This is a genomic window from Paenibacillus sp. FSL P2-0121 (assembly GCF_037975345.1).
GTDB lineage: Bacteria > Bacillota > Bacilli > Paenibacillales > Paenibacillaceae > Paenibacillus_AQ > Paenibacillus_AQ odorifer.
In genome coordinates this window covers 4,503,044-4,528,284 of sequence record NZ_CP150245.1, presented here as the reverse complement: position 1 = coordinate 4,528,284, position 25,241 = coordinate 4,503,044, and the positions used below count along the sequence as shown (strand labels likewise).

At 42.3% G+C, this 25,241-nt stretch carries 22 protein-coding genes; 15 read left to right on the top strand and 7 right to left on the bottom strand.

Annotated elements, in window-relative coordinates; translation table 11 throughout:
* The first annotated feature begins 164 nt into the window (after window positions 1-164).
* The 3 genes from MKY54_RS20090 to MKY54_RS20080 are packed head-to-tail and all read left to right on the top strand — an operon-like array spanning window position 165 to window position 2,003.
* On the top strand, window positions 165-983 hold the full coding sequence (locus MKY54_RS20090; protein ID WP_339187680.1) for a DMT family transporter: 819 nt from the start codon (window positions 165-167) through the stop codon (window positions 981-983).
* A 43-nt stretch (window positions 984-1,026) separates the two neighbouring features.
* A complete protein-coding gene (gene csaA / locus MKY54_RS20085; protein WP_076182994.1) occupies window positions 1,027-1,359 on the top strand; it encodes a chaperone CsaA in 333 nt (110 codons plus the stop codon).
* A 50-nt stretch (window positions 1,360-1,409) separates the two neighbouring features.
* Entirely contained in the window at window positions 1,410-2,003 is a 594-nt protein-coding gene (locus MKY54_RS20080; RefSeq protein WP_076182991.1) for a hydrolase, read from the top strand.
* 70 nt (window positions 2,004-2,073) lie between these two features.
* On the opposite strand, the gene MKY54_RS20075 is transcribed toward MKY54_RS20080, so the two are convergent.
* Window positions 2,074-2,886: an undecaprenyl-diphosphate phosphatase gene (locus tag MKY54_RS20075; RefSeq protein WP_036688882.1), complete on the bottom strand. Its 813-nt coding sequence runs from the start codon at window positions 2,884-2,886 to the stop codon at window positions 2,074-2,076.
* A 129-nt stretch (window positions 2,887-3,015) separates the two neighbouring features.
* The gene (locus MKY54_RS20070) at window positions 3,016-3,192 is read right to left on the bottom strand and encodes a hypothetical protein (protein ID WP_256717547.1); all 177 of its coding nucleotides are present in this window, start codon (window positions 3,190-3,192) and stop codon (window positions 3,016-3,018) included.
* 98 nt (window positions 3,193-3,290) lie between these two features.
* Here MKY54_RS20070 and MKY54_RS20065 point away from each other — a divergent pair, with 98 nt between their 5' ends.
* The 5 genes from MKY54_RS20065 to MKY54_RS20045 all read left to right on the top strand — a co-directional run bounded on the left by MKY54_RS20065 (window position 3,291) and on the right by MKY54_RS20045 (window position 11,998).
* Window positions 3,291-3,671, top strand: a complete 381-nt coding sequence (locus MKY54_RS20065) for a GNAT family N-acetyltransferase (protein ID WP_339187675.1) — start codon at window positions 3,291-3,293, stop codon at window positions 3,669-3,671.
* A 509-nt stretch (window positions 3,672-4,180) separates the two neighbouring features.
* A complete protein-coding gene (locus MKY54_RS20060; RefSeq protein WP_339187673.1) occupies window positions 4,181-5,254 on the top strand; it encodes a Wadjet anti-phage system protein JetD domain-containing protein in 1,074 nt (357 codons plus the stop codon).
* A complete protein-coding gene (locus MKY54_RS20055; RefSeq protein WP_076182986.1) occupies window positions 5,251-6,759 on the top strand; it encodes a hypothetical protein in 1,509 nt (502 codons plus the stop codon). The genes MKY54_RS20060 and MKY54_RS20055 overlap by 4 nt, the downstream gene beginning before the upstream one ends.
* Before the next feature lie 12 nt (window positions 6,760-6,771).
* Window positions 6,772-7,530 carry a DUF6063 family protein gene (locus MKY54_RS20050; protein ID WP_076190642.1) on the top strand — a complete coding sequence of 253 codons (759 nt, stop codon included), beginning with the start codon at window positions 6,772-6,774 and terminating at the stop codon, window positions 7,528-7,530.
* Window positions 7,517-11,998 (top strand): hypothetical protein, encoded by a 4,482-nt coding sequence (locus MKY54_RS20045; RefSeq protein ID WP_339187669.1) that lies wholly within the window; start codon window positions 7,517-7,519, stop codon window positions 11,996-11,998. The genes MKY54_RS20050 and MKY54_RS20045 overlap by 14 nt, the downstream gene beginning before the upstream one ends.
* An 81-nt stretch (window positions 11,999-12,079) precedes the next feature.
* Here the strand turns inward: MKY54_RS20045 and MKY54_RS20040 are convergent, their stop codons facing one another.
* From MKY54_RS20040 to MKY54_RS20030, 3 genes are all read right to left on the bottom strand, one after another.
* A complete protein-coding gene (locus MKY54_RS20040; RefSeq protein WP_339191238.1) occupies window positions 12,080-12,964 on the bottom strand; it encodes a DMT family transporter in 885 nt (294 codons plus the stop codon).
* Complete coding sequence (locus MKY54_RS20035; protein ID WP_339187667.1) at window positions 12,964-13,815, bottom strand: AraC family transcriptional regulator; 852 nt, start codon at window positions 13,813-13,815, stop codon at window positions 12,964-12,966. The genes MKY54_RS20040 and MKY54_RS20035 overlap by 1 nt, the downstream gene beginning before the upstream one ends.
* An 86-nt stretch (window positions 13,816-13,901) precedes the next feature.
* Window positions 13,902-15,365, bottom strand: a complete 1,464-nt coding sequence (locus MKY54_RS20030) for an ATP-binding protein (RefSeq protein WP_256720974.1) — start codon at window positions 15,363-15,365, stop codon at window positions 13,902-13,904.
* A 197-nt stretch (window positions 15,366-15,562) separates the two neighbouring features.
* Here MKY54_RS20030 and MKY54_RS20025 point away from each other — a divergent pair, with 197 nt between their 5' ends.
* A complete protein-coding gene (locus tag MKY54_RS20025; RefSeq protein WP_076276121.1) occupies window positions 15,563-16,285 on the top strand; it encodes an MOSC domain-containing protein in 723 nt (240 codons plus the stop codon).
* Window positions 16,286-16,377: 92 nt separating this feature from the next.
* Complete coding sequence (locus MKY54_RS20020; protein WP_339187665.1) at window positions 16,378-18,450, top strand: serine hydrolase domain-containing protein; 2,073 nt, start codon at window positions 16,378-16,380, stop codon at window positions 18,448-18,450.
* 56 nt (window positions 18,451-18,506) lie between these two features.
* On the opposite strand, the gene MKY54_RS20015 is transcribed toward MKY54_RS20020, so the two are convergent.
* Entirely contained in the window at window positions 18,507-18,938 is a 432-nt protein-coding gene (locus MKY54_RS20015) for a flavodoxin domain-containing protein (protein WP_076190655.1), read from the bottom strand.
* A gap of 427 nt (window positions 18,939-19,365) precedes the next feature.
* Between MKY54_RS20015 and MKY54_RS20010 the strand changes: the two genes are divergently transcribed.
* On the top strand, window positions 19,366-19,707 hold the full coding sequence (locus tag MKY54_RS20010) for a DUF4181 domain-containing protein (RefSeq protein WP_076127294.1): 342 nt from the start codon (window positions 19,366-19,368) through the stop codon (window positions 19,705-19,707).
* A 302-nt stretch (window positions 19,708-20,009) separates the two neighbouring features.
* Here the strand turns inward: MKY54_RS20010 and MKY54_RS20005 are convergent, their stop codons facing one another.
* On the bottom strand, window positions 20,010-20,819 hold the full coding sequence (locus MKY54_RS20005) for a lipase family protein (RefSeq protein ID WP_076127292.1): 810 nt from the start codon (window positions 20,817-20,819) through the stop codon (window positions 20,010-20,012).
* A gap of 133 nt (window positions 20,820-20,952) precedes the next feature.
* Between MKY54_RS20005 and MKY54_RS20000 the strand changes: the two genes are divergently transcribed.
* The 4 genes from MKY54_RS20000 (at window position 20,953) to MKY54_RS19985 (ending at window position 25,224) form a co-directional block, all read left to right on the top strand.
* Entirely contained in the window at window positions 20,953-22,242 is a 1,290-nt protein-coding gene (locus MKY54_RS20000; RefSeq protein WP_339187662.1) for an L-serine ammonia-lyase, iron-sulfur-dependent, subunit alpha, read from the top strand.
* A gap of 33 nt (window positions 22,243-22,275) precedes the next feature.
* Window positions 22,276-23,742: a YdiU family protein gene (locus MKY54_RS19995; protein WP_339187661.1), complete on the top strand. Its 1,467-nt coding sequence runs from the start codon at window positions 22,276-22,278 to the stop codon at window positions 23,740-23,742.
* A 38-nt stretch (window positions 23,743-23,780) separates the two neighbouring features.
* On the top strand, window positions 23,781-24,263 hold the full coding sequence (locus MKY54_RS19990; RefSeq protein WP_339187658.1) for a DinB family protein: 483 nt from the start codon (window positions 23,781-23,783) through the stop codon (window positions 24,261-24,263).
* A 175-nt stretch (window positions 24,264-24,438) separates the two neighbouring features.
* A complete protein-coding gene (locus MKY54_RS19985; RefSeq protein WP_076182961.1) occupies window positions 24,439-25,224 on the top strand; it encodes a DeoR/GlpR family DNA-binding transcription regulator in 786 nt (261 codons plus the stop codon).
* Window positions 25,225-25,241: the final 17 nt, after the last annotated feature.

Below are 25,241 nucleotides of genomic sequence, written 5' to 3'. Positions count from 1 at the left end.
CGGTGATATTATTATATCCAGCCTAGACTTATCATACAATTCTGTGCACAGGGATTGTCACACATTTTGGAGGAACTATGGTTAGTTCAAATAAACCGCCTATACTATTTCATCCGTTTATTCTGTTATTTATCAGTATTTTGTCCGTTTCTATCTCTTCAATCATGATTAAACTTTCAGATACACCTACTTCAGTGGCCGGGATGTATAGATTGTTTATTTCTGTAATCATCATGCTCTGTTTTACATCTGGGAAAATGGCTCGTTCTACTGAGATGAATAAAAAAGATTGGGCCATCGTTATTTTATCCGGCCTATTTCTAGGGTTACACTTTTTATTCTGGATGGAATCATTGGTCTATACTTCAGTTGCAAGCTCCATGGTGATCTTATCGTTACAGCCGCTATTTGTTATGATGGGGTCTTACTTTTTATTCAAAGAACATGTTAACCTGCTAACCGTTTTTTGCCTGATTGTTGCTCTTTTAGGTTCGATTGTTATTGCATGGGGAGACATATGGGTTTCGAAAGATGCACTAATCGGCGATGGTTTATCGTTAATTGGCACATTCTTTGCTTCAGTCTATCTGTTGGCCGGGCAAAAAGTAAGCGGCAAAATCAATGCAAATAAATACAGCATTTTCGTCTTTTTTATTGGTGGTACTGTTATGCTCGTGTACAATTTGATAAATAATGTCTCATTAATTAATTATGCTTCATCAGATTGGATTTATTTTTTGCTTCTTGCAATAATTCCAACTATTTTTGGTCAATACATCTTTAACCTTTTGTTAAAGTCGATTGGAGCAACTACTGTCTCGGTTGGGATTATTGGTGAGCCTGTTCTTGCCATTGTCCTTGCATATCTATTATTAGGGGAAACTATATCGTTATTCCAGTTTTTAGGTGGCATAATAACCTTATTCGGTATGGGAATGTATTTTTGGGCGAAATCTTTAAAGTACAACATTCAAAATAAGTAAATAAGTAGTCGGAAAATGTTTTAGCTAAATAGGGGGATGGCAAATGGTAACTATTGATGATTTTTTAAAACTTGATGTTCGTGTTGGAACAATTATTAATGCGGAGTTTTTTGCAAAAGCAAAAATACCTGCGATTAAACTCCAAATTGATTTTGGACCAGATATCGGAAGCAAAACATCAAGTGCACAGATTACTAAACGATATAAGGCCGAAGAGATTGTAGGGCAACAAATCATTGGGGTAGTTAACTTTCCTGCTCGAAATATTGCGGGTTTCCAATCAGAAGTATTAGTTCTTGGAGGAATACCGGATAAAGGGGATGTGGTTCTCTTGAAGCCAGATATTAAATTACCTAATGGGACACCTATTGGGTAATATAGGGTAATTGTAGTATACAAAAATTGATAGTAATCGGAGAGAAGACAATGGAAGAATTAACAAGCTTAGCATCTGAAAGTATTGAGGCAAGTAAAACGGTGCTAGTCGTGATCGACTTGCAGCAGGGAATTGTCCACAGTCCAAAGCAGGGACCGCATACAAGTGCTCAGGTGGTTGAGAATGCCAGCAAATTAGCCCAATCCTTTACGGAGAAAGGAGGATTTGTTGTTTTGGTGAGGGTGTCATGGCTAGATGGGCAAGATATGCTTAAACCTAAAACTGATTTGAAAATGAATTCCGTGACCTATCCAGAAGGTTGGGACAACATCGTACCAGAATTAGCGAATATCAAAAATGCACATCTGATTACCAAACGGCAGTGGGGGGCATTTTTCGGTACTGATCTTGATTTGCAGTTACGACGCCGCGGAATAGACACGATCGTATTATGTGGTATTTCTACCTCGATTGGTGTGGATACTACTGCTAGAGAAGCTTATCAGCTTGGTTATCATCAAGTTTTTGTAGAAGATGCTATGACCGCGATGGCTAAAGAAGAACATGATTATGTATGCAAAACTATCTTCCCTCGCATAGGTAAGATCCGGTCGAGCGATGAAGTAATATCCATGTTGAAATAGTACAAAAAAACCTCATGCTCTCTCTGTGATCTCAGAGATTGTCATGAGGTTTTTTAATTGAAGTTATGTCTTACATAAAGATGAGGAGAAGTATCCCAGCTAAGAAGCAGTAATAAGAGAAATACTTCAAATTACCTTTAGCCATAATCCCCATAAACCAACGCATGGAGAAATAAGTGACGATAAGTGTAGTAATAAATGCAATCAAGTATGGAATGGCTAGCTGCGAGCGGTTAGGATCGTGGGCAATATCAGATGCGCCCATAACGAGTCCGCCCAAACTGACAGGAATATAAAGCATAAAAGAAAAGCGTAAAGCAGTTTCTTGCTTCATTCCCACAGCGATGGAAGAGATGACAGTTGCACCAGAACGGCTTATCCCAGGAATAAGGGCGACTGCTTGGGCAAGTCCGACTATAACTGCATCCTTCGCTTTTAAGTCACCATCTTGTTTACGTCCGCGAAGGTTACGGATCAACCATAAAGCTACCCCTGTAACAAGCAAGGCGATGGATACGGTATGAACCGACGAGAAGATATCCTCAATCTGATCCTTGAAGAGTAAGGCAACAATTACCGCAGGCAAGGTACCGATGATGATGTACAAAGAGAAGAGGAAATCCGACTTATATTCCTCTTTGCGGGTCAGAATAAATTGAACGAATCCAGTGATCAATCTTCCGATATCTTTGCGGAAAATAAAACAAATCGCAATTAGTGAAGCCGTATTTGTTAAAATTTCAAATGATAGCCCATTTTGTTTTAAGCCTAGCAATTTCTGTGCGATGATCAAATGGCCGCTCGAAGAGACGGGGATTGGCTCAGTTGCCCCTTGAACAAACCCTAGAAACAAGTATTTAAGCCACAGTATAATATCTTCCATTTTACCTCCCAGTATTTTTGTAATCTTTTCAATCATATCGTATTCAATAAAGAAATGACAATAGAACCATCGTGCCATATTCAATTGGACGAGTTATACTAATTCATAAGACTATTAAATGAGGTGGAACTATTTGTAGTACATTACTAAAAATTCAGCAGCATGATATTCCAAGAGCAGCCAGTGTTCTGGCCGAAGCATTTGCCAAAAATGATCCGTTATATCAGCATATCTTGCCTGATGAATCAACCCGATTACGCGTGTTGAATATTTTTTTTCATCGTTACATTGAGATGTTGTATCCATATTCGGATTTACTAACGACTTCTACTAACTTTGAAGCAGTGGCTTTAGTGTTCCATTCGGAGCGTCAGACAGGGACAGTGATTTCGAACGTCAGGTATATGAAACAGATAGTCCTTGCGATAATTAAGTCATTGCCGATTTGCCGAATCATTGGGGTGCGAGGATTTATACGTGGTTTATCTATTTTGCGTAGTATGAGTTCCTTGTGGTTATCAATGTTTGGGGATCAGAAGTATAAACATTTGGATATGCTTGCAGTGCAGGATCAATATCAAGGTCAAGGATATGTATCAAAAATCATGACACCGCTACTCGCGGAATGTCGTATGAGCAATACGTTATGTACGTTAGAGACACAGACACCGAGCAATTTGCCCATTTATGAGCATTATCAGTTCCTTACGGTTAAGGTCATTCCTCTACCTAATAGCACACTTGAGCAGTATTGTATGGCGTTTACGCCAGGAGTTGCCGAGTAGTTAATAAAAAAGGGCGGTCCCATTCAGCCATTTCATGGTTTTTGGGGCTGTCTTTTTTTGCGGATTCTATAAGGGTTAATGAAGCTTCAACAGAAAAATCAGGGAATTTCTCCCTGTAATTCTGCGATCTTTTGTCATCCGGCTAATAATTAGGGAAAACCTCCCTATTATTTAGCTGATTTGGTGGAAAATGAAGAGATTTCCCTGATTTTTAGGGAGCAATTCCCTAATTCAGATCATTTAGAGCGAATATCGACTGTTTTCAGGGAGTTTTTCCCTAATTATGTTCTAGCGATACCTAACACTGTAAATAGTCTATGTGTTAAAGTGAAAATCCGTAGTATAACCTCTTTTTTGATAGGAAAGTGTAAACAATAGAATCTATTATTTTGTTTAACAAAAATAGCATAACCTTTGAAGGATTGTTATAATAGAAACATATATTCCCGTGCTTCAGAACCCTATACAGGATGTATAGGGGTTTTATTTCTTTTAGTGAGGGTGATGAATTGAGAGTAATTATAATTAATTTGTTGGAGAATAAGTATGGAACTGTGCGTACAGGGAGAAGAAAAATAAATCTTGACAGCATTGAACAAGAAGTCATTAGTTCTGCTTATAAAACACAGGAAGAATATCTATGGGCCGGAGGATTTCGTGTTTTGGCGGATAGTATAAACGAGCTTGTTGCTGAAGGTTTCTTAGAACCGGTGAAGTCCAGTCCGATGAGTTCTAAACAGCCTTATATGTATACATATTTTTGGTTAAATAAGAGTGTTTCAACTCAAGTGGGGTGGGATCCTTCAGCCGTGTTAAGCGTACAGAATCTACTGGATCTTCATTATTACTTGATTCGTCCTGAAACTCAGACACAAGAGGTTTGGGATCAGATTGTGCAGGTATCTAATTTTTTGCGTACGGCGAAGGATCGCGAAATCATTACAACAGAAGAAAGGTCACTGGAACTGTTTGGTAAGGAGAAGTGGCTCTCCGAAACTGAAGGTAAACAATTTCTTACTAGACTTAAACTTACGCTGGAAAGTTTAAAAAGTGTAAACGCAAGGGAGCCATTTATTTACTTCAGTTCATTAGTTCCCGTTCGGAATATTCTTATTGTGGAGAATAAGTCATTTTTCCATTCAGCCAAACGATTAATGCTTAGTGAAAAGAAGATCTGTGGTCTGTTTCCAGACATGCTAATTTACGGTGAAGGTTGGAAGATTGATAGTAGCCTACTCTTTCTTGAAGAATTGGATATTGACCCCCTTCAAACCACCTTGTTATATGTCGGGGATATGGATAAAGCAGGTTTGGACATATACGTTAAACTAAAGGTTAGTTATCCGGATTTAAACCTTGGACTGGCGCTCCCTATTTATGAGCAGATGATGAAACTGACTGAGGAACCGTATATGTATAATGTTCCCCAGAGTTGTAACCCAGATCATCTACACAATGTACTTCAAGAATTCTCTAATTATCCCGAACTAAAGTCATATATAGAACGATTGCTGGAAGAGGATCGGAGAGTTCCGCAGGAAATTTTAAATTATGAAGTGATGGCGAGGTTAGCAGAAAGATGAATTGGTCGGATTTTGGCGAACGAAACAAACGATTGAATCCCCTGTGGAATTTGGGGGCTGGCATGAACCTTGGCGAAATCCAACCTTACAAAGAAATGGTATCTTTAAGCGTTCTGCTGCAAGTCTATTATCTGGAGCTAGAATCGAATGAGAGAAGATCCAAAGAGGATATTATTGAGCTTACTTGGACTGCGCTGGAACGTTTTAATATCGCCAATCTTGGGACTACCGAATCCGTAGAGCGTCTCGTGGACGGTTTATTGTGGAGCGGGAATGGTGGGGATTTCGAATCCTTTTTCTATGATGATGTGACCCGGCAAATGTCCGTGCAGAAATATAAGTATTTCACAGTGGACGAGGATGCGACTCGCAGCAGTTGGGAAGAGAACGGCAGAACCATCTATCGTCTCTCTGAATATGCAATGGAGCTCATTTTTATGAGCCATGAGATTATTGATGAATTTCAGATCAGCATCAAACTGCTCGAGATTCAAATGCATATTAAGCATGGGCGCGTAACTCGGGCTCTTCAGGATGTTAATGAACTGATCTCCCGTGTCCGTAAGATGACTCAGCAACAGCAAGAATACCGCAATGCGTTACGCCGCAATCCGAAGCATATTTTTAGTGAATTCGGAGTGGCTCGGCATCAGCGACTCGAAGAGATTCATCATCAGTTCGAGGAGGAACGCAAACATTTTGACAGTATTCACCGTTCTCTGGCCCGGCTGGCCAATGATGAGAAAGACGTGATCGACTTCAATGAGATCCGTATTCTCTCTGAACGAGTCGAGCTTTCTAGGCGTGTACACGATGAGCTGGCTGAGGTAGTGTTGAATATTTTTGAGATGGAGACCAATTTAAGATTGAACTTCCCTGAATTATTCTGGGGAGCAGCCGGGTTTAACTTTCGTACTCACGTATGGGAGGAATGGGTGAAAGAAGAGGGTCTGCCAAGCGGTGACAGTCTTGAACTGCTGCTCAGCGGATTATTCGCTCCGAATCAGGACTTCGTTTATCCGCTTCCTTGGGCTTGGGAGGAACAAGAGGTAGGGTTTATCCCCGACTTAGTGATGGATGATTTCGAAGATGAGGTGGACACAGAGCCTGTTCAATATATTCCTAAAGGTATTCCATGGGCAAGAGTAGTGGAGCTGTGGAAGCCAGTTTTTGCTGCCTTGGCTGAGCATGGAAGCTTTACCTTTACTGCAGACGCTTTTTCCGCCGAAGAACTGACAGGGTGGGCAAACACACCGGATGCTGTCGATCTGTGGGTGCAGTTTTTTCATACAGATTTTTTAGTGCAGGAACAGGCACCAGAAGGTGGTAGCGGCGTTTCTGATGAATGCCAACAGCTAATCCAATATGTGCTTGCGGAAGATCTTCTGTTGGAGAGTTTACGCGGCAAAACGCTGCGGACGAGCATTGCTCCAGAACCAGCCTCAAGGGTACGGTGTCCTGGTCTGGATATGAGTCCATATATGATTACGATCGTGGAGAGGTGAGAAGTTACTAACATGAGTTATACATTAGAACAGGTACAGCAAGCTTCGCGGCTATTTTTTGAATTGCTCCGTAAAAAAGTAATTCCTCTCGATGACCCTGCAGCGGCAGAATGCCTTCAGGATGCAGGAACTTATGATGCACTTCAGTACGTTGCTAAAGAAGGGGGCTGTCGGGTGATGAATTCCGGGCACCGTCTCCATCTGCTAGTTAATCCGCTGGGATCAGTGTTTGCAACCAACTTCACCCAGTTGAAGAACAAATATTCACGTGTTGAGCGTAAAACTCACTTACATATTATCAATATTATTATTCTGGTTTTTCTGGCCGAAATGGATCAGGATGAGACTCATTTTAAGTCTGGGCAGGACAGTATGTCCTATATTCAAATTGCTGATCAAGTGTCCTCTCTCTTTCAGACGTGGATTCAGATGGATGAGGAAGGACGATTCAGCCAGCAGTGGCAGCTTGATATCCAAGCGATGTTTAAGGTATGGACCAGTCTTTACATGCAGACTAAGAGTCAGGAAGAGAGTGATCTTCTGACCAGAGGCGCAGGCTCACGAATTGGGCTGATTCATGAAGGCATGAAACTTCTGGAGGAGGAGAAGCTCGTATTCATCTCTGAGACAGAGAAGCGTATCTTTCCTCGGGAAGAGCTTTATGAGAGAATGCGTTATTTATATCATGATGTCGATCGATACCAGGAATTAAAGAGCCTCATTGGAAGAACTTTAGCTGAGAAAGACGGTGCTACCTATGCCGCGGATTGAACGCATACGAATTACAGGACTTAAATACGAGAAGATGCTCAAGAAATACGACGACATGATTCTGGACCTCTGTAACGAAGAGGGACCCGCTAATACGCTTATTACGCTCATGAATGGCGGTGGAAAGGGCGTACTGCTGCAATCCATTTTCCAGCTATTGATGCCCAAAACACCATGGGGCAAAGACAGTGAGAACCAGGTTGAGGCATTCTTTCATAATCATAAAAAACAACTTAAACCGTACACTTTTCACGTAGCTATCGAATGGCATCTGGACAACAATGAGCGCAATGAGTATATGACCACGGGAATCGCTATGACGGCACATAATTCGCTTGATCAGCAGGATATCAAAGTGGATTACTTGCTGTACGCACTTACAGATTACGGTGAAGCGGCTGAACTTACGCTATCAACGTTGCCGTTATTTGACGAGGTGACTGCTGAACCTACGAGTTTTGAAACGATCCAGCAATTTGTGCGCGATCGGCGGGGAGAGATTGTACCTTTTGGCAGCCATAGCTCGGATTTGAAAAGATATTATGACTTCCTGGCTACCCGGGATATCCATATCGCCGAGTGGCGTAATATGCGGCGGATCAATGGTGAAGAGGGCGGTATCAAAGGTTATTTTAAAAAGAATGATGCCTTCACCAATCATAACTTGTTCGAAAAGCTGATTATTCCTGAAATCGGATCTAGTCTGAATGAAGGATTAAAGGAAGACGACAATACGCTGCAGCGGATGTTTATCGATACAGCAACAGTGGCTCAGCGCTTGCCGATGCTTGAACAGCGGGAGCAGGTCTATACAGAGTTTCTTAGTATGGCTGCACCGCTTTATGAGCTGGTAAAACTAGGCGTGGAAGCAGAAAACGTAGTTCAAGAAACGGAATTACGTGGACGCCAAATCTATACGGTTATCTATGAAGAGCAGAGAAATGCAGAAGTTGAGCGAAGTAAGATTGCTGATGAACTGGCTGGACGTTATCAGGATGCGAAGCAATTGCGCTTTGAGACAGACAATCTTAAATATTTACGCAGCAAGGAAGAAACGGAACTGAAGCAAGAAGAGTTTAAGAAGCTCAGTGATGATCAGAGCCGTGCGCGTGGTCGGCTGGAGGATTCCAAAGCGCAAGAGAAGAAGCTTGAAGTAGCTTATTTTCTGGCTAAACGGTTGCTCCATACCCGGCAAATTGAGCAGTGGCAAAAAGAAATTCAAGCTATCGAAGGTTCTCTGGAGATGAAAGAACGGCAGGAGGTCATTCAGGCAGCCAAGGAACAGCTGCGGAAACAGTGGGATGTGGTGTTTAATCTCTGGCAGCAAACGATCAGAGAGTTTGGGACAGCACAGCAAGACCTAACGGTGGAAGAGAGAAGATTGCGCAAGGAAAGGGAAAGTTTCTTGGTGGAGCTGGCCGGGCTGGATAATCAGATCAATGATTTGACCTTATCTATTCGGCAATACACGGAAGAACTCGGAGCATTCGCAGCCCAATATGGGCAGGATGCCGCCCATTCTCCGGCAGCTGCCCTGCAGCGTACGATCTCAGCGGCCAAAACGATTCTTCAAGACATTGGAGACTTGGAAGAACAGCACAAGCAGGAAGAGATTCGGAAGCTGGCACTGCATAAGAGTCATGCTGAGCTGAATGAGAAACGGCGTTCTTATGAGCGTGAAGCGGACGAGCTTGGGGTTCTGCTTGAGTCACAGACTCAGAAAGAATCCCAGTTATGGTCACAGCTCGTTGTCCTGCTGGAAATGTATGAAGAGCATAATCGTTTAGGAGCTACCGGCCTTTTTGAAGAACAAGATGTTATCCCGGCACGTTTTATCCGAAAAATAGATGAAGTAGAGCAACAGACTAAACGTTCCAGAAGGGATTACTATAATCAGCTCATGGATGTGGAACTTCAGAACCAATCCTACTGGCTACCCAATTCAGATATTCTGACGGTCAAAGATACACTCGATTCGTTAAAGATTCAATCAACGCTAGGTAGTTCCTACTTAAATGACCGTCCGTATCTTGAACGTGAGGAAGAACTGGAGCAATATCCGTTACTTCCATATAGTTTGATTATGACCCGGCGCGAAGCTGATAAAATTCAGCCGGAACTGATGAAGGACACCTTGCTTAAATCAGCGGTGCCGATCTTTATCCGTGAAGAGATGGCAGCTTCGCATCAAGCATCCTTCATGCTTTTTGCGAATCAAGGGCCGCAAATGGTCTTGCAGCCGGATCGTTTCCAGGATTGGAAGAGCAGTATTCAGGGGAAGCTCAAAGAACAGGAGCAGATCCTTCAGGACTCTGAAGCTTATTTATCTAAGTTAAAATCGGTGCGTCAAGAATATGACCGTTTATTCCAAACTGAGAATACCATGACGCTTACAGCCAAGCATGATGCCCTTATTAAACTGCAGGCTGAACTTCAGCAGAGCATTAACAATCTGAGCAATGAGATGGATGAGAACGAAGGGACGCTTACCCGGATCGGACGGGAGCTCGCTGAGAACAAAGTTCTAAGTGTGGAGCATGAGCAGAGAGCGGGGGTTCTGCAAGCTTGGATTGAACGGACGAAGAAACAGGAACAAGATTATAAGGAAAAACAAAAAATAATCGAACGAAAGAATCTGGTGAGCAAAGAGTTAGCAGGTAAAGATCAGCAGCTTGAACACCTAAAGGTGCAAATGGAAAGCTTGAGTGGACAACGCAATAAATGGACGAGAGAAACCGAATATGCGTTGTTCCCCAGACTGCAACGATGGTTTCCTGAGATTGTTTTCCCAACAGACCACCAGCTTTCTGATGAAGGAGAAGTCATACCTGTAGATCCTGTAGAGCAGAATCTTCTCTTGCAGCAGCTCAGTACCGTGGAAAGTCTACAGCAATCATTAACTGAAAATGAACTGGAAGTTCGGACAAGAGCTGCACAGATTAAAGCAGCAAGCGAGAATCTGGCTGAGCTTGAATCCAGCCTGAATCAAGTGGATGTGAATTGGCGGAAGGCGACTGAACCTACGGAAACGTCTGAGACCATTATGGCTGCAAGAAATCGCCAAAAGACGGATACTACTTCGTTGGAGGAAGACTATCAGATTGTTCACGACGGTTACATCCGCTGCCAGACTGAATTGGAGAACTTGCAGAAAGAGTTGCGCAAAGTAGAGAAGGGGATCAAAGAGAAACATGAACGTGCCGTGGAGCTTTGGAATGAGGCGCTAGGGGATAAGGAGACAGAAATTCAGGAGCGCTGCCAAGCGAATGAGCTTATGCTTAATCAGTGTAAAAGATCCTTGGACCGAATCGATGTCCTCCTTCAGACTTTATCCAATCAAATCAAAATAATGAACGCGCATATTGAGGATCGCGTCAACCTACGGAGTGTGCCAGAAGAAATAACGCTGAGGGTTAGAGAAAGCTGCGAGCCTCTAGTAGCCGACTGGCTTCTCCGCATTAAGGATAGCCGGATTAGACAGGATGAGATCTCCAAAAAGGTGAAGGAAGAGAAAAATTCCTTAACCGAAAAACTTGCGAAAAATGAACGGAATTCCGAACTGGAGACCAAGATTCTAGATCGATTGAATACGGTCCATTGGGATAATTTCGCCATTGCACTGCAAGTCCTAGATTCCATGCTACGCAGTTCGCGCGATCAGATCGAGAGCATTCAAAGCGATAAGGAAGGCATGGATCTCTCCCGCAAGATGTGGGTTGGCCGGGCATCTCTACGAGTGGTACAAATCATTGATATTATGAAGCGAATGGAACGCCGGATGATTATTCATAACGAGAATAATTATGCCTTCCCGCTGGTACGTCTGAATTACAAGAATATCAATGTGCCAAGAACAAGCGATGAGGTAGAGCCGATGGTGAGTGACTACTTCAATCAATGCATCAATGAATTGCTCAAAAAGTATCCAAAGATAGAACAAGTGCCGGCGCTGGTAATCAAAGAGGTTATTAATGACGGACGAATTGTCTATGCGGCGCTGCAGAACCGCTTTCCGATACTTCAAGTGTATAAACCGGTAACGGAGAATTATTTCCTCTACGCCGCACCGGAAGATTATCATTATTCGGACTGGGAGATTATTAATCGCGGCGCACTGGATGAAGCAGTCGGCAGTGGTGGGCAACGTCAATCTGTACAGCTGCTGGTCGCAATGATGATCATGACGCATAAACGGGTGAATCGTGAGAATAAAGGCTGGACGGTCTTTTTATATGACAATCCTTTCGGAGAAATGGTCTCCAATAACGTGCTTGACCCCGTCTTCGAAATTTCCAAGGCACTCAAATTCCAATGGCTGATTGTTACGCCGCCGGAGCTGGTGAAGAATGATGTCAGCGTGCGTTTTGGCGTATATTGGCAGCTTTATTTTGGAGGCGTCAAAGGGGACATGCTGGAATCGACCCTGATCAAGGGAGGAAGAAAGCTTATTCCTGTCTCGTTGTTCTGAGTATGGAATGAAACTTAAAGAAGCTCCAGTATGCATCACGCTGCTGGGGCTTCTTTTTATTAAATGTTAAAGATGGTGTGGTTATTTAGGTTTGCGTTCGGAAATATATGAACCGGTGAGCGTTAAAAAAGTTCCCGTCAGGATTGCCCAGGTGATCTTTTCATTCAGAACAAGGGCAGAAGCTGCCACTGTAATTACAGGCACAATATAGATGTATACACTTGTTTTTACAGCCCCCAGAATCCCTACAGCTTTATTCCAAGTCAAAAAACACAGTGCCGAGGCACCCAGACCTAAGAAAAGCAGGTGAGCTACATTTGAAATCTCTTTGAATCTACTCAGACCCAGCTGGAAATCAAACAGAAACAGAGGAGGCAGCATAAACAGCAGACCATAGAAAAATACTCTGCGGGTAGCCCCTATAGTATGAACCTTTAGTAGGCTTAATTTTCGCATCAACACTGAATATATTGCCCAAACCACAGGTGCCAGCAATGCCAGCAAGTCGCCGATGGGGTTCAGTGGCAGAAGATAACTCCCGTTCAGCCCAATTAATATAATTCCTGTCAAGGCTATCAAAAATCCTATAAAAAACTGCCTATGAAATTTCTCTTCTTCTAAAAAGAAGTGAGCGATAACCGCCGTGAAAAATGGAGCGATGGAGACAATCACACCTACATTGGATGCAAGGGTATAGACTAGGGCAATATTTTCTATAAGAAAATATAACGTGACTCCACAAAGACCTGCTGAGATAAAGAGTAATTCCTCTTTAAAGGATGTAGTTCGGATTGGACGTGAATAGATCAGTAACAGGACAAAGTACCCAATAAGAAAACGAAAGAACAGAATTTCCACAGGCGTAAAGTCTTTTAACAGTATTTTTGTGGAGATAAAGGTGGTTCCCCAGATTAAAATCGTAAGCAATGCCAGCAGATGTCCTGTGTTAATCTTGCGTTGATTTATCATATCGTAAGTTCCGTTGATGACTTTACTCCCGTTTGCTGAACAAATATACGCATATATTGCTTAGGGGTTAAGCCTATGAGTCTTTTAAAAAAATTTGTGAAATGGCTCTGATCACTGAATCCGGTTAGAGAGGCCACTTCTATTGGCAATATTCCTTGTTCTAAAAGCCTTTTGGCGTGGTTGATGCGAATAGTTTCCAAGTAACGGTAAGGTGATATTCCTTTCTGTCTGGTAAATAAACGCAGCAAGTAATATTTACTTAAGCCGCTCAATTCACTTAGCTGGTTCAGCGTAATGTTCTGCGCATAATGTAACTCTATGTATTCGCAAATGATTTTAATTTCAGAAGTAGGCTCTTGAGCGGGACAGAGGGTTTCTGTCTCCGTGTATTCTCTCAGAAGCTGCTCAAGGAGAAATAGAAACAACTCTTCTTTTTGAAAATCGGATTGATCCTCTAATATCATTTGGTGCAGATCGTGTAAAGGGCTCGACAGTTCACTTTGGTAGAGGACATTGTGTGTGAACCGCGGTAAGTAGTCTATGCCGGTAATTTCTAGCACATACTCACGCATGACTTCCGGCTGAATATTGATGCAGCGATAGTCAAGCGTTCTCCCGTCTATCTGTTCACAGGCATGGGGATCCGCCGGATTAAAGATGACCACATCTCCGCTGTTAAGAATATGCTCTTCTTGGTTACATAGCAGATGTCTTTTTCCTTGTTCAATAAAACCTATGACATAATAGTCATGAAAATGGTTGGGAAACTTCTGCATAATACCTTCGAATCGATAGGCCTCAAATTTTAAGTCACGATCGAAAACAACTGTTCGAACTTCACGAGTCATTGCTGCACCTTCTTTTCCAATTATGTATAACCATTATAATGTGAAAATTAGGGGCATTCTTGCATGATGTTGCGATACCTCATCTTCTACATGATAGGTTCCTCAGGTGTAATGATCGTTGGAATACTCACAGTAAAAGTTGTTCCTTGCTCCAGAATACTTTCTATAGAGATCGCTCCGCCATGATTATGTATAATATTTTGTGTGATCATATAACCTAAGCCTGTTCCTGTTTCTTTGGTCGTATAAAATGGTTTGCCGAGGGCATTGATCTGTTCCTCTGTCATCCCACAGCCTTCATCCTGCACACTGATTCGGGCTTCTCTGTCATAGGTTTGCACATGAATATAGATGTTTCCCCCATGATTCATTGCTTCCATCGCATTTTTAAGTAAGTTAATAAATACCTGCTTCATCTGATAAGCCTCACCATTGATCCAAATGGATTGATCAGTACAGACAGGGAGGATCTTGAGATTTTTTAGGGCAGCTTGTCCATTCATTAGTGTGGTGACTTGTTCCAGCAAAGACAATAAATCCACTGGTTTACTAATATGAGTGGTTTGGGGTTTAGATAAGACAAGCAGTTCGTTGACGATGAACTCGATGCGTTTCAATTCTGACTCAATAATGGAAATATATTTATCATTCATCCGCTCGGAAGAGCGCAGTAGCTTCATAAAGCCATTAATGGCTGTAAGAGGATTCCGTATTTCATGAGCGATTCCAGCTGCTAACTGTCCTGCTGTGGATAATTTCTCGGACTGTATCAGTCGTTCATCTTCCAATACTTGCTCGGATATATCTTTGAATATGCCAATGTAGGCTTCGTTTCCCTCATAAATGATCGGCAATGTAATCCCATCTACATATTTCTGCTGGTTATTTAAACAATTAATCAGGTAGCAGACAGAACCTGTTGTTCTATCAGTGTTGAATTTCTTTCTTCGTTCTGAGAGAATTTCATAATTAGAGTAGTCTACAATATCCATAGTCGATAGACCAAGCACTTGATCTAGGCTTTCCGCATGGATTAATTGTAAACCTGCCGAATTTGCATACAGAACAATCCCTCCCCTAGTGATAAGCACGGGCTGAGGCAGTTCCTCCAGCAGCTGTAGAAAAGAGCTCTCTTTTTCAAGTAGATGGGAATTCACAACCTGAAGCTGAGTCTCCATTTCCCTGATCAGGGTTTTATTCTCGAATTGAGTAAAATAATATATGGGTTGACCATTATCACCCAGAAGGATAGATATGGAGACCTTTAAAGATAACCGGCGTCCGGTGGGATGGAAATAATCTACTTCGAGTCTCTGCGGATCAGTGCTCGTAGGTGGAAGAGAACTTCCTAATGAATTGAATTTATGAATCTGATCTAGTAGGGTACGGACGGTTGGAGAGGGTGTCGTTAATTCGGTTTCATCATACCCCAAGAGGTCGCATAATGCTGAATTCAGTTTTAGGAACGTTCCATCAAGCGAAATAAGGGCCATACCCATCACGGCTTGAGTAAAAACAAAGTCAAAACCTTGAAAATCATTTGTCCGCACAGCAGGTTACCTCTCTTCTTTATGGGGGAGTGAGTGTTATTTCAAAATGCAATATGTCTAACAGTCATAGTATAAAACATATAACTCAATAAAACATATAAAATTTCTGGGTTATTAGATATTCATACAACAGTTAAATAAAATCAGGTAGAATAGGAAGATACGTTGCATTTTAAGACAAGTGGAGGCGTTGTATTATGTTATCAGTTGTTGGTGAAATTCAAGGAATTAATCGTTACCCGGTCAAGTCATTTGCGGGTGAAAAATTAGAAAGCTGTATGATTGAACCGTATGGAATGCTTGGTGACCGTTTTTGCTCCTTTTACGATGAGTCAAAAGAGGGCTGGCGAAGATATATCACCGCTAGAAATATACCGAATATGCTTACCTATCAAGCGCAATTTATAGATGGACAAATCCATGTAACGGCATCAGACGGGCGAACCTTTGGATGGGATGATAATCTATTGGAAGAAATCCAAAGCCAAACCAAAACTCCAATCACTATGTCTGGTCTAAAAGCTGCACATCCACAGCCAGAACATCCGCAACTCCTATCCGTGGATGGCGCTAGTATTCTACTCATTACGGATGCCAGCTTAAAAAAACTGGAGGCAACCTGGGGGCATTCCTTGGATCAACGTCGTTTTCGCGGGAATTTTGTTATCGCGCTGAATGATGATTCTCTTTTTGAAGGAGATTGGATTGGACGCCGGCTCAACATTGGGGATGTACAGCTACAGGTAGATAGTTTTTGTGAGAGATGTGTCGTGATTACGATGGACCCGGATAGTCTCCAGAAGGACCCAGTTCTTTTGAAAAAATTACATAAAGAGTTTGATTTGCATTTCGGAGTCTATGCCTCTGTAATCAAAACAGGGGAAATTCGAATCGGAGATAAAGTAGAAATAGTAGATTAGATATATAATCCCAATAGTATAAACTTCCTTTACATTACTCCATGGATAAATTATCCTTTAAAGGATGACGATTTCATATCGGGAGGTTATGTATGAAGAAAAATTTGGCATCCTTATTAGTTGCATTGCTTCTATTGGTGTATGTCCCTACTAGTGTTTTAGCAGCGGATAGCAGCAAAGGGCAAACGTATGTGAACACTCAGAAGGTGGCAGCAGAGAAGGCGGCGTTCTTAACGGAGAAGCTGGGGACGACTAGTCTCCAATATGCTCTTATTGATGGCGATAATATCGTTGTGAGCGGTCAATCTGGATTTAGCCATGTGGAGAGTAAGACAGCACCAAGCGTCACAACGATGTATGGTATTGGCTCGACGAGTAAAATGTATACAACAGCTTCTATTATGAAGCTTGTTGAGCAAGGAAAAGTAGATTTGGACGGTTCAGTCGTATCTTATTTGAATAATTTTACGATGGAAGATTCTCGTTATAAGCAAATCACTGTACGGATGCTGTTGAATCATTCATCAGGTCTTGCTGGCTCGAACTTATCCAATTCTTTCTTATTTAATGATTCCGATCCTATTGCAAAAGATAGTTTGCTAGAGACTTTGTCAACACAACGTCTGAAGGCCGATCCAGGCGCCTACTCAGTATATTGTAATGATGGATTTACGTTGGCTGAGTTGATTGTTGAAAAGGTCAGTGGCACGGACTTTACCACATTCATTCATCAAAATTTCACAGAACCTCTAGGGCTTGAACATACGAAAACGCCTGTAGATTCTGTAGCTTCTTCTCAGCTGGCTAGTGTCTATAATGCTACCTACTCAGCAGCTTTACCTAAAGAAACCATTAACGTGATTGGAACAGGTGGTATCTATTCCACTGCTGAGGATTTGGTGCGTTTTGCAACTATTTTTACAGGCCAATCGACTGGCATTTTGTCAGAAAAGTCTGTAAAAGCGATGGAACAAGAGGAATATAAGCTTGGAATATGGCCTAAAGGAGCCGATAATTCGTTAGCTTATGGATTAGGCTGGGACAGTGTGAACTTATATCCATTTAACCAGTACGAAATCAAGGCTTTGACAAAGGGTGGAGATACAGGTCTGTATCATACCTCATTAGTTGTACTGCCCGAGCAGCAGATGGCAGCAGCAGTAATATCTTCTGGCGGATCAAGTACAACGGACCAGATGCTTGCCAACGAAATTTTACTCAGCGCTTTACAGGAAAAGGGAGTTATTAAGGAACTGAAAGCTACACCTACATTTAAAACTTCGAACAAAGAGGATATGCCGCAAGAATTGCTAAACTATGCGGGTGTCTATGGTGATTCTACGCAACTGATGAAGATAGAGGTTAGTAAAACTGGGGAATTGAGTATATCTTCAATTATAGCTCCTACAATGCCGGCGCAGAAATTTTCCTATAATTCGAACGGAGAATTCTTAGATGCAGAGGGTACAAGTAAAGTTAGCTTTGTGAAGGAGAGCAATGGCCGTATCTATCTTTGGAGTCAAGGGTATGGGGTGATTCCAGGACTTGGTGAAACTGCCGTTACCCAATATGCAGCTGAGAAGCTTGAACCTAATGCCCTATCTCAAGAGGTCACTACTGCATGGCAGCAGCGCCAAGGGAAATTGTATTTTGATGTCAGCGAGAAGTACAGCTCCCAATATTACATGAGTATGCCGGTAGCTGGAATCGCTATGTTCCCTGACGCACCTGGTTATATGGGCTCGAATAAAATAACTGGGCCTAATAAAGCAGAAATGACCGTGCAAATCCCAACCATCGCTGGGCGCGATCTTGCGGATCTTATTTTTGAAGAGAAAAATGGTGTGGAGTATTTAAAGATTGGCAATCAATTGTTTATACATCAAGATGCGGTTAAACCTATTTATGCAGGCCCGCAATCTATGGTAACTATCCAATCAGATGGATATGCTAGATGGTATGGAGTTCCTGAAACGGCAACAGGTAAGATAATGACAGTAGAGCTGCCAACCAAAAGTTCCTTTGCCGTCTATGATGAGAATGGTGTATGTGTGAATTACTTCACCATAAGCGGTCTTAAACAAGTCAAACTTCCTAGCAACGGCAAAATTGTATTTGTAGGTGATGTCGGTGCGAAGTTTGAAGTGACCCTCAAGGCGCAATAAACGTATATAAAAAAAGAATCCTGTTATCAAGATTTTCGTCTTGGTAACAGGATTTTTTATTTGAAATTTTGTGAGAATTCTCTTATTTTATCTACCAAAATCCCTTTTAGCTGATCAGTACCTTCCTTTGGAGCCTTATAGGCCTTATAACCTCCAAAAGATTCAATACAAATCGCAGCTTCTTTCAGATCATCAGGGAAATTTTTCTCTATTAATTCTTCGGTTTTCTTAGGTTTCTCGTTGCAAATGTAGTAGCCCATCTTCTTAGTCAGTAACTCATCTTTATTTTTTTTGATAAAGTCACGAATGGCTTTATATATTTTTTCATCTCTTACTCCTGCTCCTAAAATAATGCTATCAAATGCCTCGATATTCGGCTTCTCTAATTCTATATTGCAAATTTTGCTCTGAGGTAGCTCTTCTGATAATACTTTTGCACATTGTTCTGTTGCTCCAGATTTTGTAGCGTATAGAATAAGTACTGCCATTGTGTTCCCTCTTTTCAGTTAAGATTAATCGTGTTCCCGCATTGAAAAAACTCTCGCATACCAATTATCTTGATTATCAAGATATAGTATATTTTATCGAATATACTGATCATTTGTCAAGCCAACGGCAAGCTCCTGAGTGTTAATTAGATATCCTTATTATGGTATCATGGGAATAATATTAATCTAATGCTAACTATATCTTTAATGAAATATACAAAAATAAGAGGAGTGAACGTAAATTGGGGATCATCGTAATGCTAATCATCTATTTGTTGCTTGGAATATTCGTGATTAAAGTAGGCATCGATAACTCTAGAAGTACGCAACTATCAAAAGAAATATTAAATGAGTTAAAAGAAATCAAAGAACTAATGATCAGAAATAAATACGAATGAATTCTATATAAGAGTGGAGGTGAACGAAAGTGAAAATTGGACTTATACTTATAATCCTTGCTTTTTCTAACCTATTTCTAAGGATATGGATTGTTGGCCCGGATAAAGAAAAACTTCCTGAAGACGGTTATGAGCTTAATATAAAAGGGAAGCTTATACTTGCACTTGTGGGATTAATTACGGGGATTGTGATAATAATTGCCGATGGCCCAGAGGGTACGGTTATGAAGTGGTTTTGGATTGTAGTCATAATAGTAGCAATAGGATTTCAGTCGTTTATCGACTGGAAATTTCTAAAACATACGAAACAGCACATAGTTTCACTTATTCTGTTAGTCCTGGGTGTGGTATTAGTTTATTTTATATTCTGATCTAGTTTCATTCGTACCGGTTTCGGACCCAGATGATGTTAATTGCTAAATAATCGCCTTTTGGGCAGCGTTTCGGACTCCAGTGCAGCTATTCGTTAGAAAGTGACTTATATTACGGGTTTTTTATGCCAATAGTGTCCATGGGGTCCGATGGAATTCTTAAAGTGGAAATATACTGCTGTTAGTGTCAATGGAGTCCGTTAGTGACTTTGTAACTGCTGATGGCATCGAATCATACGAAGAAAAGAGGTGTTCCGGCAGCCAGCATATGGCTTGTTGGGCACCTCCTTTTTGTGTTCACATTATACTTCTGCTTTCGTAGCCACGAGTGGACAGAATCCAGGGTTCGTTATACATAATTCTTGAGCGAATTCCGGTTGGAGCTTGGAGAGCTCGGCGAAATAGCTGCTGATTACGTGATTACCACTTGTAGATCCATTCTGGAAAGACAGTGAGTTAAAAGTATGGACATGATTGTAATAATACTTTTTTTCCCGTTTGGGGAGCTTATAGACATGTGGAGGTGCGTAGGTTACAACATCAAAAAGATTGGCATACCGGTAACTCTTCCGCACATATTGTTTGAAAATATTAACGAAGTCCGGATCACCTACCCGTGGGGAACCATAAGTATATAGGTTAGGTGAGGTGTAAGAGGTATTTGCCGCAATATCTAAGGTACATAAGGTGGCGAGCGCTCCACCGAGGCTGTGGCCCGTAATGTATAGGGTCTTGTCAGGAGATAGCTTGGAGAGCGCAGAGAAGATGCCGTCCCGAGCTGAAGAATAAATGTTGGTGAAGCCACGATGGGTGAGAGAGTCTTCTTTAAGATATTTGAACCGTTCCTGTGAAGCGAGGACGTTGGATATCCAATTGGTCGTCGTACTGGTTCCCCGAAAGGCGATAATAATCTCTTGTGGAGACTCCAAAATAAAGCCGAAACGTTCCCATACATTATTGAAGGATTGTGCTTCAATGGGATGACATAGCTGATAATCTAATGGAATGACGAAAACTCCATCTATATTTGAAAATTGTGTATAGGTTTGCCCGCAGACTGCAGCTAGAAAGATCGCCCTTTGCTCTTGCTCATCCCGCTTACTCACGTACATCCCGCCTTTCTTTCCTACACTATATTAGGGGGATGAAGGAGTGATTCCTAAGAAAAAGGATTCCCTGAAACTTCTCTCTGAGTTACTATATATAAATAAGTCCAACAGCGAGAGAAAAGGGGGAAATGCATACATGAGCAACTTATTGGAAATTTTACACAAGGAAGTCGTGCCGGCAGAAGGCTGTACGGAGCCGATTGCAGTTGCGTATGCCGTCTCCTTGGCGGCAGAGCTTCTCGAGGAAGAAATTACGGGGATTCAGCTGCATCTCAGCGGTAATATTATCAAAAATGCAATGGGAGTGGGCATTCCCGGGACAGGCCAGACAGGCCTGCCCATCGCAGCAGCCCTTGGAGCGGTGGTCGGCCGTTCTCACAAGGAGCTGGAAATTCTGTCAGGTCTGACGCAGGCTGAGTTGAAGATGGCAAATGACCTGCTGGATAGAAAGCTGCTAAAAGTGGAGATAAAGGACACTCCTGAGAAATTATATATTGAAGCCCAGTTGTTTACGCAGAACCATACGGCGACTGCCATTATTGCCAGAGAGCACACCCATATAGAATATTTGGCTCTGGACGGGGAGAAAATAACACCCCGGAATTCAAAAGCCGACTGTGGCAAGCCTGGTCTTTTCGACACGGAAGAGTATGCGGGCTCAGTTGACCAGATATTCGAGTTTATCTGTACCGCTCCTTTTTCAGACCTAAGCTTTCTCTTGGAAGGGGCGCGGATGAACAAAGCGATCTCTGATGAGGGATTGCGAGGCGATTATGGCTTGCAAGTAGGTAAGAAAATGAATCAGCAATCAGCGGTGAATCTGTTCGGCAATGATGTAGCGAACAGAATTATCGCGGCTACCGCAGCGGCTTCAGATGCTCGAATGGATGGCAGTGCAATGCCTGTGATGACAACTGCGGGCAGTGGCAATCAAGGCATCGCCTGTACGCTTCCCGTTATAGCTCTGGCGGAATTGCTGGACAAAGATGAAGAAATGCTAGCTCGGGCGCTTGCACTGAGCAATCTGGTCACTGTGCACATCAAACATTATATCGGGCGTTTGTCCCCATTATGTGGTTCAGGGATTGCAGGGGGAGTAGGAGCAAATAGCGGGATCATTTATCTCATGGGCGGCAGTCTTGAGCAGATCAAGCATGGGATACAGAATACGATAGCTTCTTTGTCAGGCATGATCTGTGACGGTGCGAATTCTACCTGTGCGCTGAAGATTTCCACCTCCACTAATACGGCGATCCAGGCAGCCACACTGGCTATGAACAACATTGCTCCTACAACCAAGGATGGTGTAATTTTCGAAGAGGTGGAAGATACCATCCGCAACATGGAGCGTTTGGTTCAGGAAGGGCTGGCGGATACTGACAAGACCATTCTCAATATTATGCTCTCCAAAGGCGGAGCGAATTAGCTTCCAAATAAGTTGATATAAAAAGGAGATAATATGACAGAGAAAATAGATATAGGCTGGAATTTTGCGAACAGTTATACTCATCTGCCGGAATCAATGTTTACAAGGATTAAGCCAACGCCTGTGCGTAAACCGGAACTGATTATTTTTAATGAACCATTGACTGCTACTCTAGGGCTGAATAGCACAGCACTACAGAGTAAGGAGGGGCTTGGGAATCTTGCCGGCAACGAAGTTCCTGAAGGTACCATGTCGCTTGCGCAAGCTTATGCTGGACATCAATTCGGACATTTTACCATGTTGGGAGACGGTCGAGCAGTGCTGCTGGGCGAACAGATCACCCCTCAAGGTGATCGTGTAGATATTCAATTGAAGGGTGCGGGAAGAACCCCATATTCTCGTGGTGGCGATGGCCGGGCAGCGCTTGGACCGATGTTACGCGAATATATCATCAGTGAAGCTATGCATGGACTTGGGATTCCTACGACTCGCAGCTTGGCGGTGGTAGCTACAGGGGAGCCGCTAATTCGGGAAACGGAACAGCCGGGGGCGGTTCTGACCCGGATTGCTGCCAGTCATTTGCGTGTTGGAACCTTCCAATATGTTGCTGCATGGGGGACTGTGGAGGATCTGCGTATTCTGGCTGATTACACGTTGCAAAGACATTATCCAGAAGCTCCTGTGGAAGATAATCCATATCTTGTTCTGCTTCGGGAAGTAATGGAACGTCAAGCAGCGCTAATTGCTAAATGGCAGCTTGTAGGTTTTATCCACGGAGTGATGAATACTGATAATATGGCCCTTAGCGGAGAAACGATTGATTATGGTCCATGTGCCTTCATGGATGTGTATAATCCTGAGACAGTATTTAGTTCCATAGACCAGCAGGGTCGTTATGCTTACCACAATCAGCCCGGGATTGGCGCATGGAATCTCGCCAGATTTGCCGAGACTCTCTTGCCATTGCTGGCTGACGATCAGGCACAGGCGATTAAGCTGGCTGAGGAGGCAATTTCAGATTTTTCGGAGCGGTCCTATCAATATTGGCTAACGGGAATGAGAGCGAAGCTGGGAATCTTTAACGAAGAGTTAGAGGATGTTGCTCTGATTGATACCCTCCTTGAACTGATGCAAAAATATCGGGCTGACTACACTAATACATTTCGGTCCTTAACTTTAGGCGTAACGGAAGATGCTGATCTGTTTGGCACCCCTGAATTTAAGCAATGGAATGAGCTATGGCAGGCGCGGCTTAGCAGGCAGCAGGAATCACAATCCTCTTCACAGAAGCTGATGCATAGCAGCAATCCTGCGATTATTCCGCGGAACCATCGTGTAGAAGAAGCGCTTGAGGCTGCGGTAGAGCGGGAAGATTACGATGTGATGGAGAGGTTACTTCAAGCTTTGACTAACCCATACGCCTACTCCTCTGAACAAGAGGAATACTCGGCACTTCCTGAGGAATCCGCATGTCCATATCGTACATTCTGCGGTACTTGATTTGCATATAATTTATCTGGAAAATGGGGGAAGGAAGAATGTTTCATGCTTATGATGTTCTAGCCAACCAGTTGCTGGCCAATGCGAATGATCCGAGTTGGTATGTGCCCTTTGAAGTGGCGGTTAAAGACTTAAGTGAAGAAGAAGCTTTTTGGAAGGTAACGGAAGAAAGCAATAGTATTGCTGAGATTGTGCAGCATCTGCTTTACTGGAATGAAACTTGGCAAACAAGGTATAAAGAAGCCAGTGTTCAGGCGGTTCCTCCAGTGGATAGTAATAATAATACCTTTGTCGTTGCAGAAGGGAAAACGTTCGAAGCGCTGCAAAAACAACTTTTAGAGGTTCTTTTACACTGGCAGGAATTGATTAAGAAAGAACAATTGGAAGCTGATGTTCGAGGATTTCCAGACAGTAAATGGTGGGAAGTTCTAGGAAATGTAACAACACATAATGCTTATCATGTGGGCCAAATTGTTTATATTCGAAAGATACAGAAGAGCTGGAACCGCGATGTGAAGTGACATTGTGAAGTGAATCCTAAAGAATAGACATTTTAAAGACGTTAGCGGATGCACATTCATCTGGCTTTCGTCTTTTTTTACGCATTAATACTTATATATACTTAATTATTAACTTATAAATGCTTGTAAATACTTATAAAATGACTTATGATGACTTTAGGAGGTGAATTTCATTATGTATCAAGAGGAACGATTATTAAAAATACTCGAATATTTGAAACAACACCAATCGATGAGTGTTCAAGATATCTGTACGCAATTTGAAGTCTCAAGAGATACTGCCCGACGGGATATTGTTAGGTTAGTACAAGAGGGCGTCGTTGTTCGGACGCATGGCGGTCTAGCGTTACCTGAATTGCAAAAAGAATTATTATCTTATCAAGATCGTTTGATCGATGAATCCGAGAGTAAGCAGAGAATAGGGAAGATCGCGGCCGGACTTATCCAAGATCGTGAGACTGTAATTTTAGACGTATCGACCACTGTACAGTTTGTTGCAGAACAAATTAGTGCGCAGGATATTACGGTTGTCACGCACTCGATAGATAATGTAGGGATTTTATCCCATCGCGAGGATCTGCTAATTTATGTACTTGGTGGTTACTTGAATGTGAAAAACCGCTTGTTATATGGTTCTTCCATTATCGATAAACTTAGTGAAATTCGTGCGGATAAAGCCTTTATTGGAGCATCGGCGATCTGTGCTGATGGACTCTATTATCCTTATGAAGAAGATGCGCGGGTAAAAAGAGAAATGGCTCGAAGATCTGATCAAGTGATTTTAGTAGCGGATCACACCAAATTTAATGCTAAATCCTTTTATCGGCTAGACTTTGATTTCGTTGATATTTTAGTTACAAATCGAGAGCTTCCAATCGAGATCAGAGAAGTTCTAGATCAGAAGAACATCACAGTTATTGAGTGCCTAGATGAAGCTGAAGAGGTTCGAAATCAAGAGTGATAACGACTGGAGGAGAA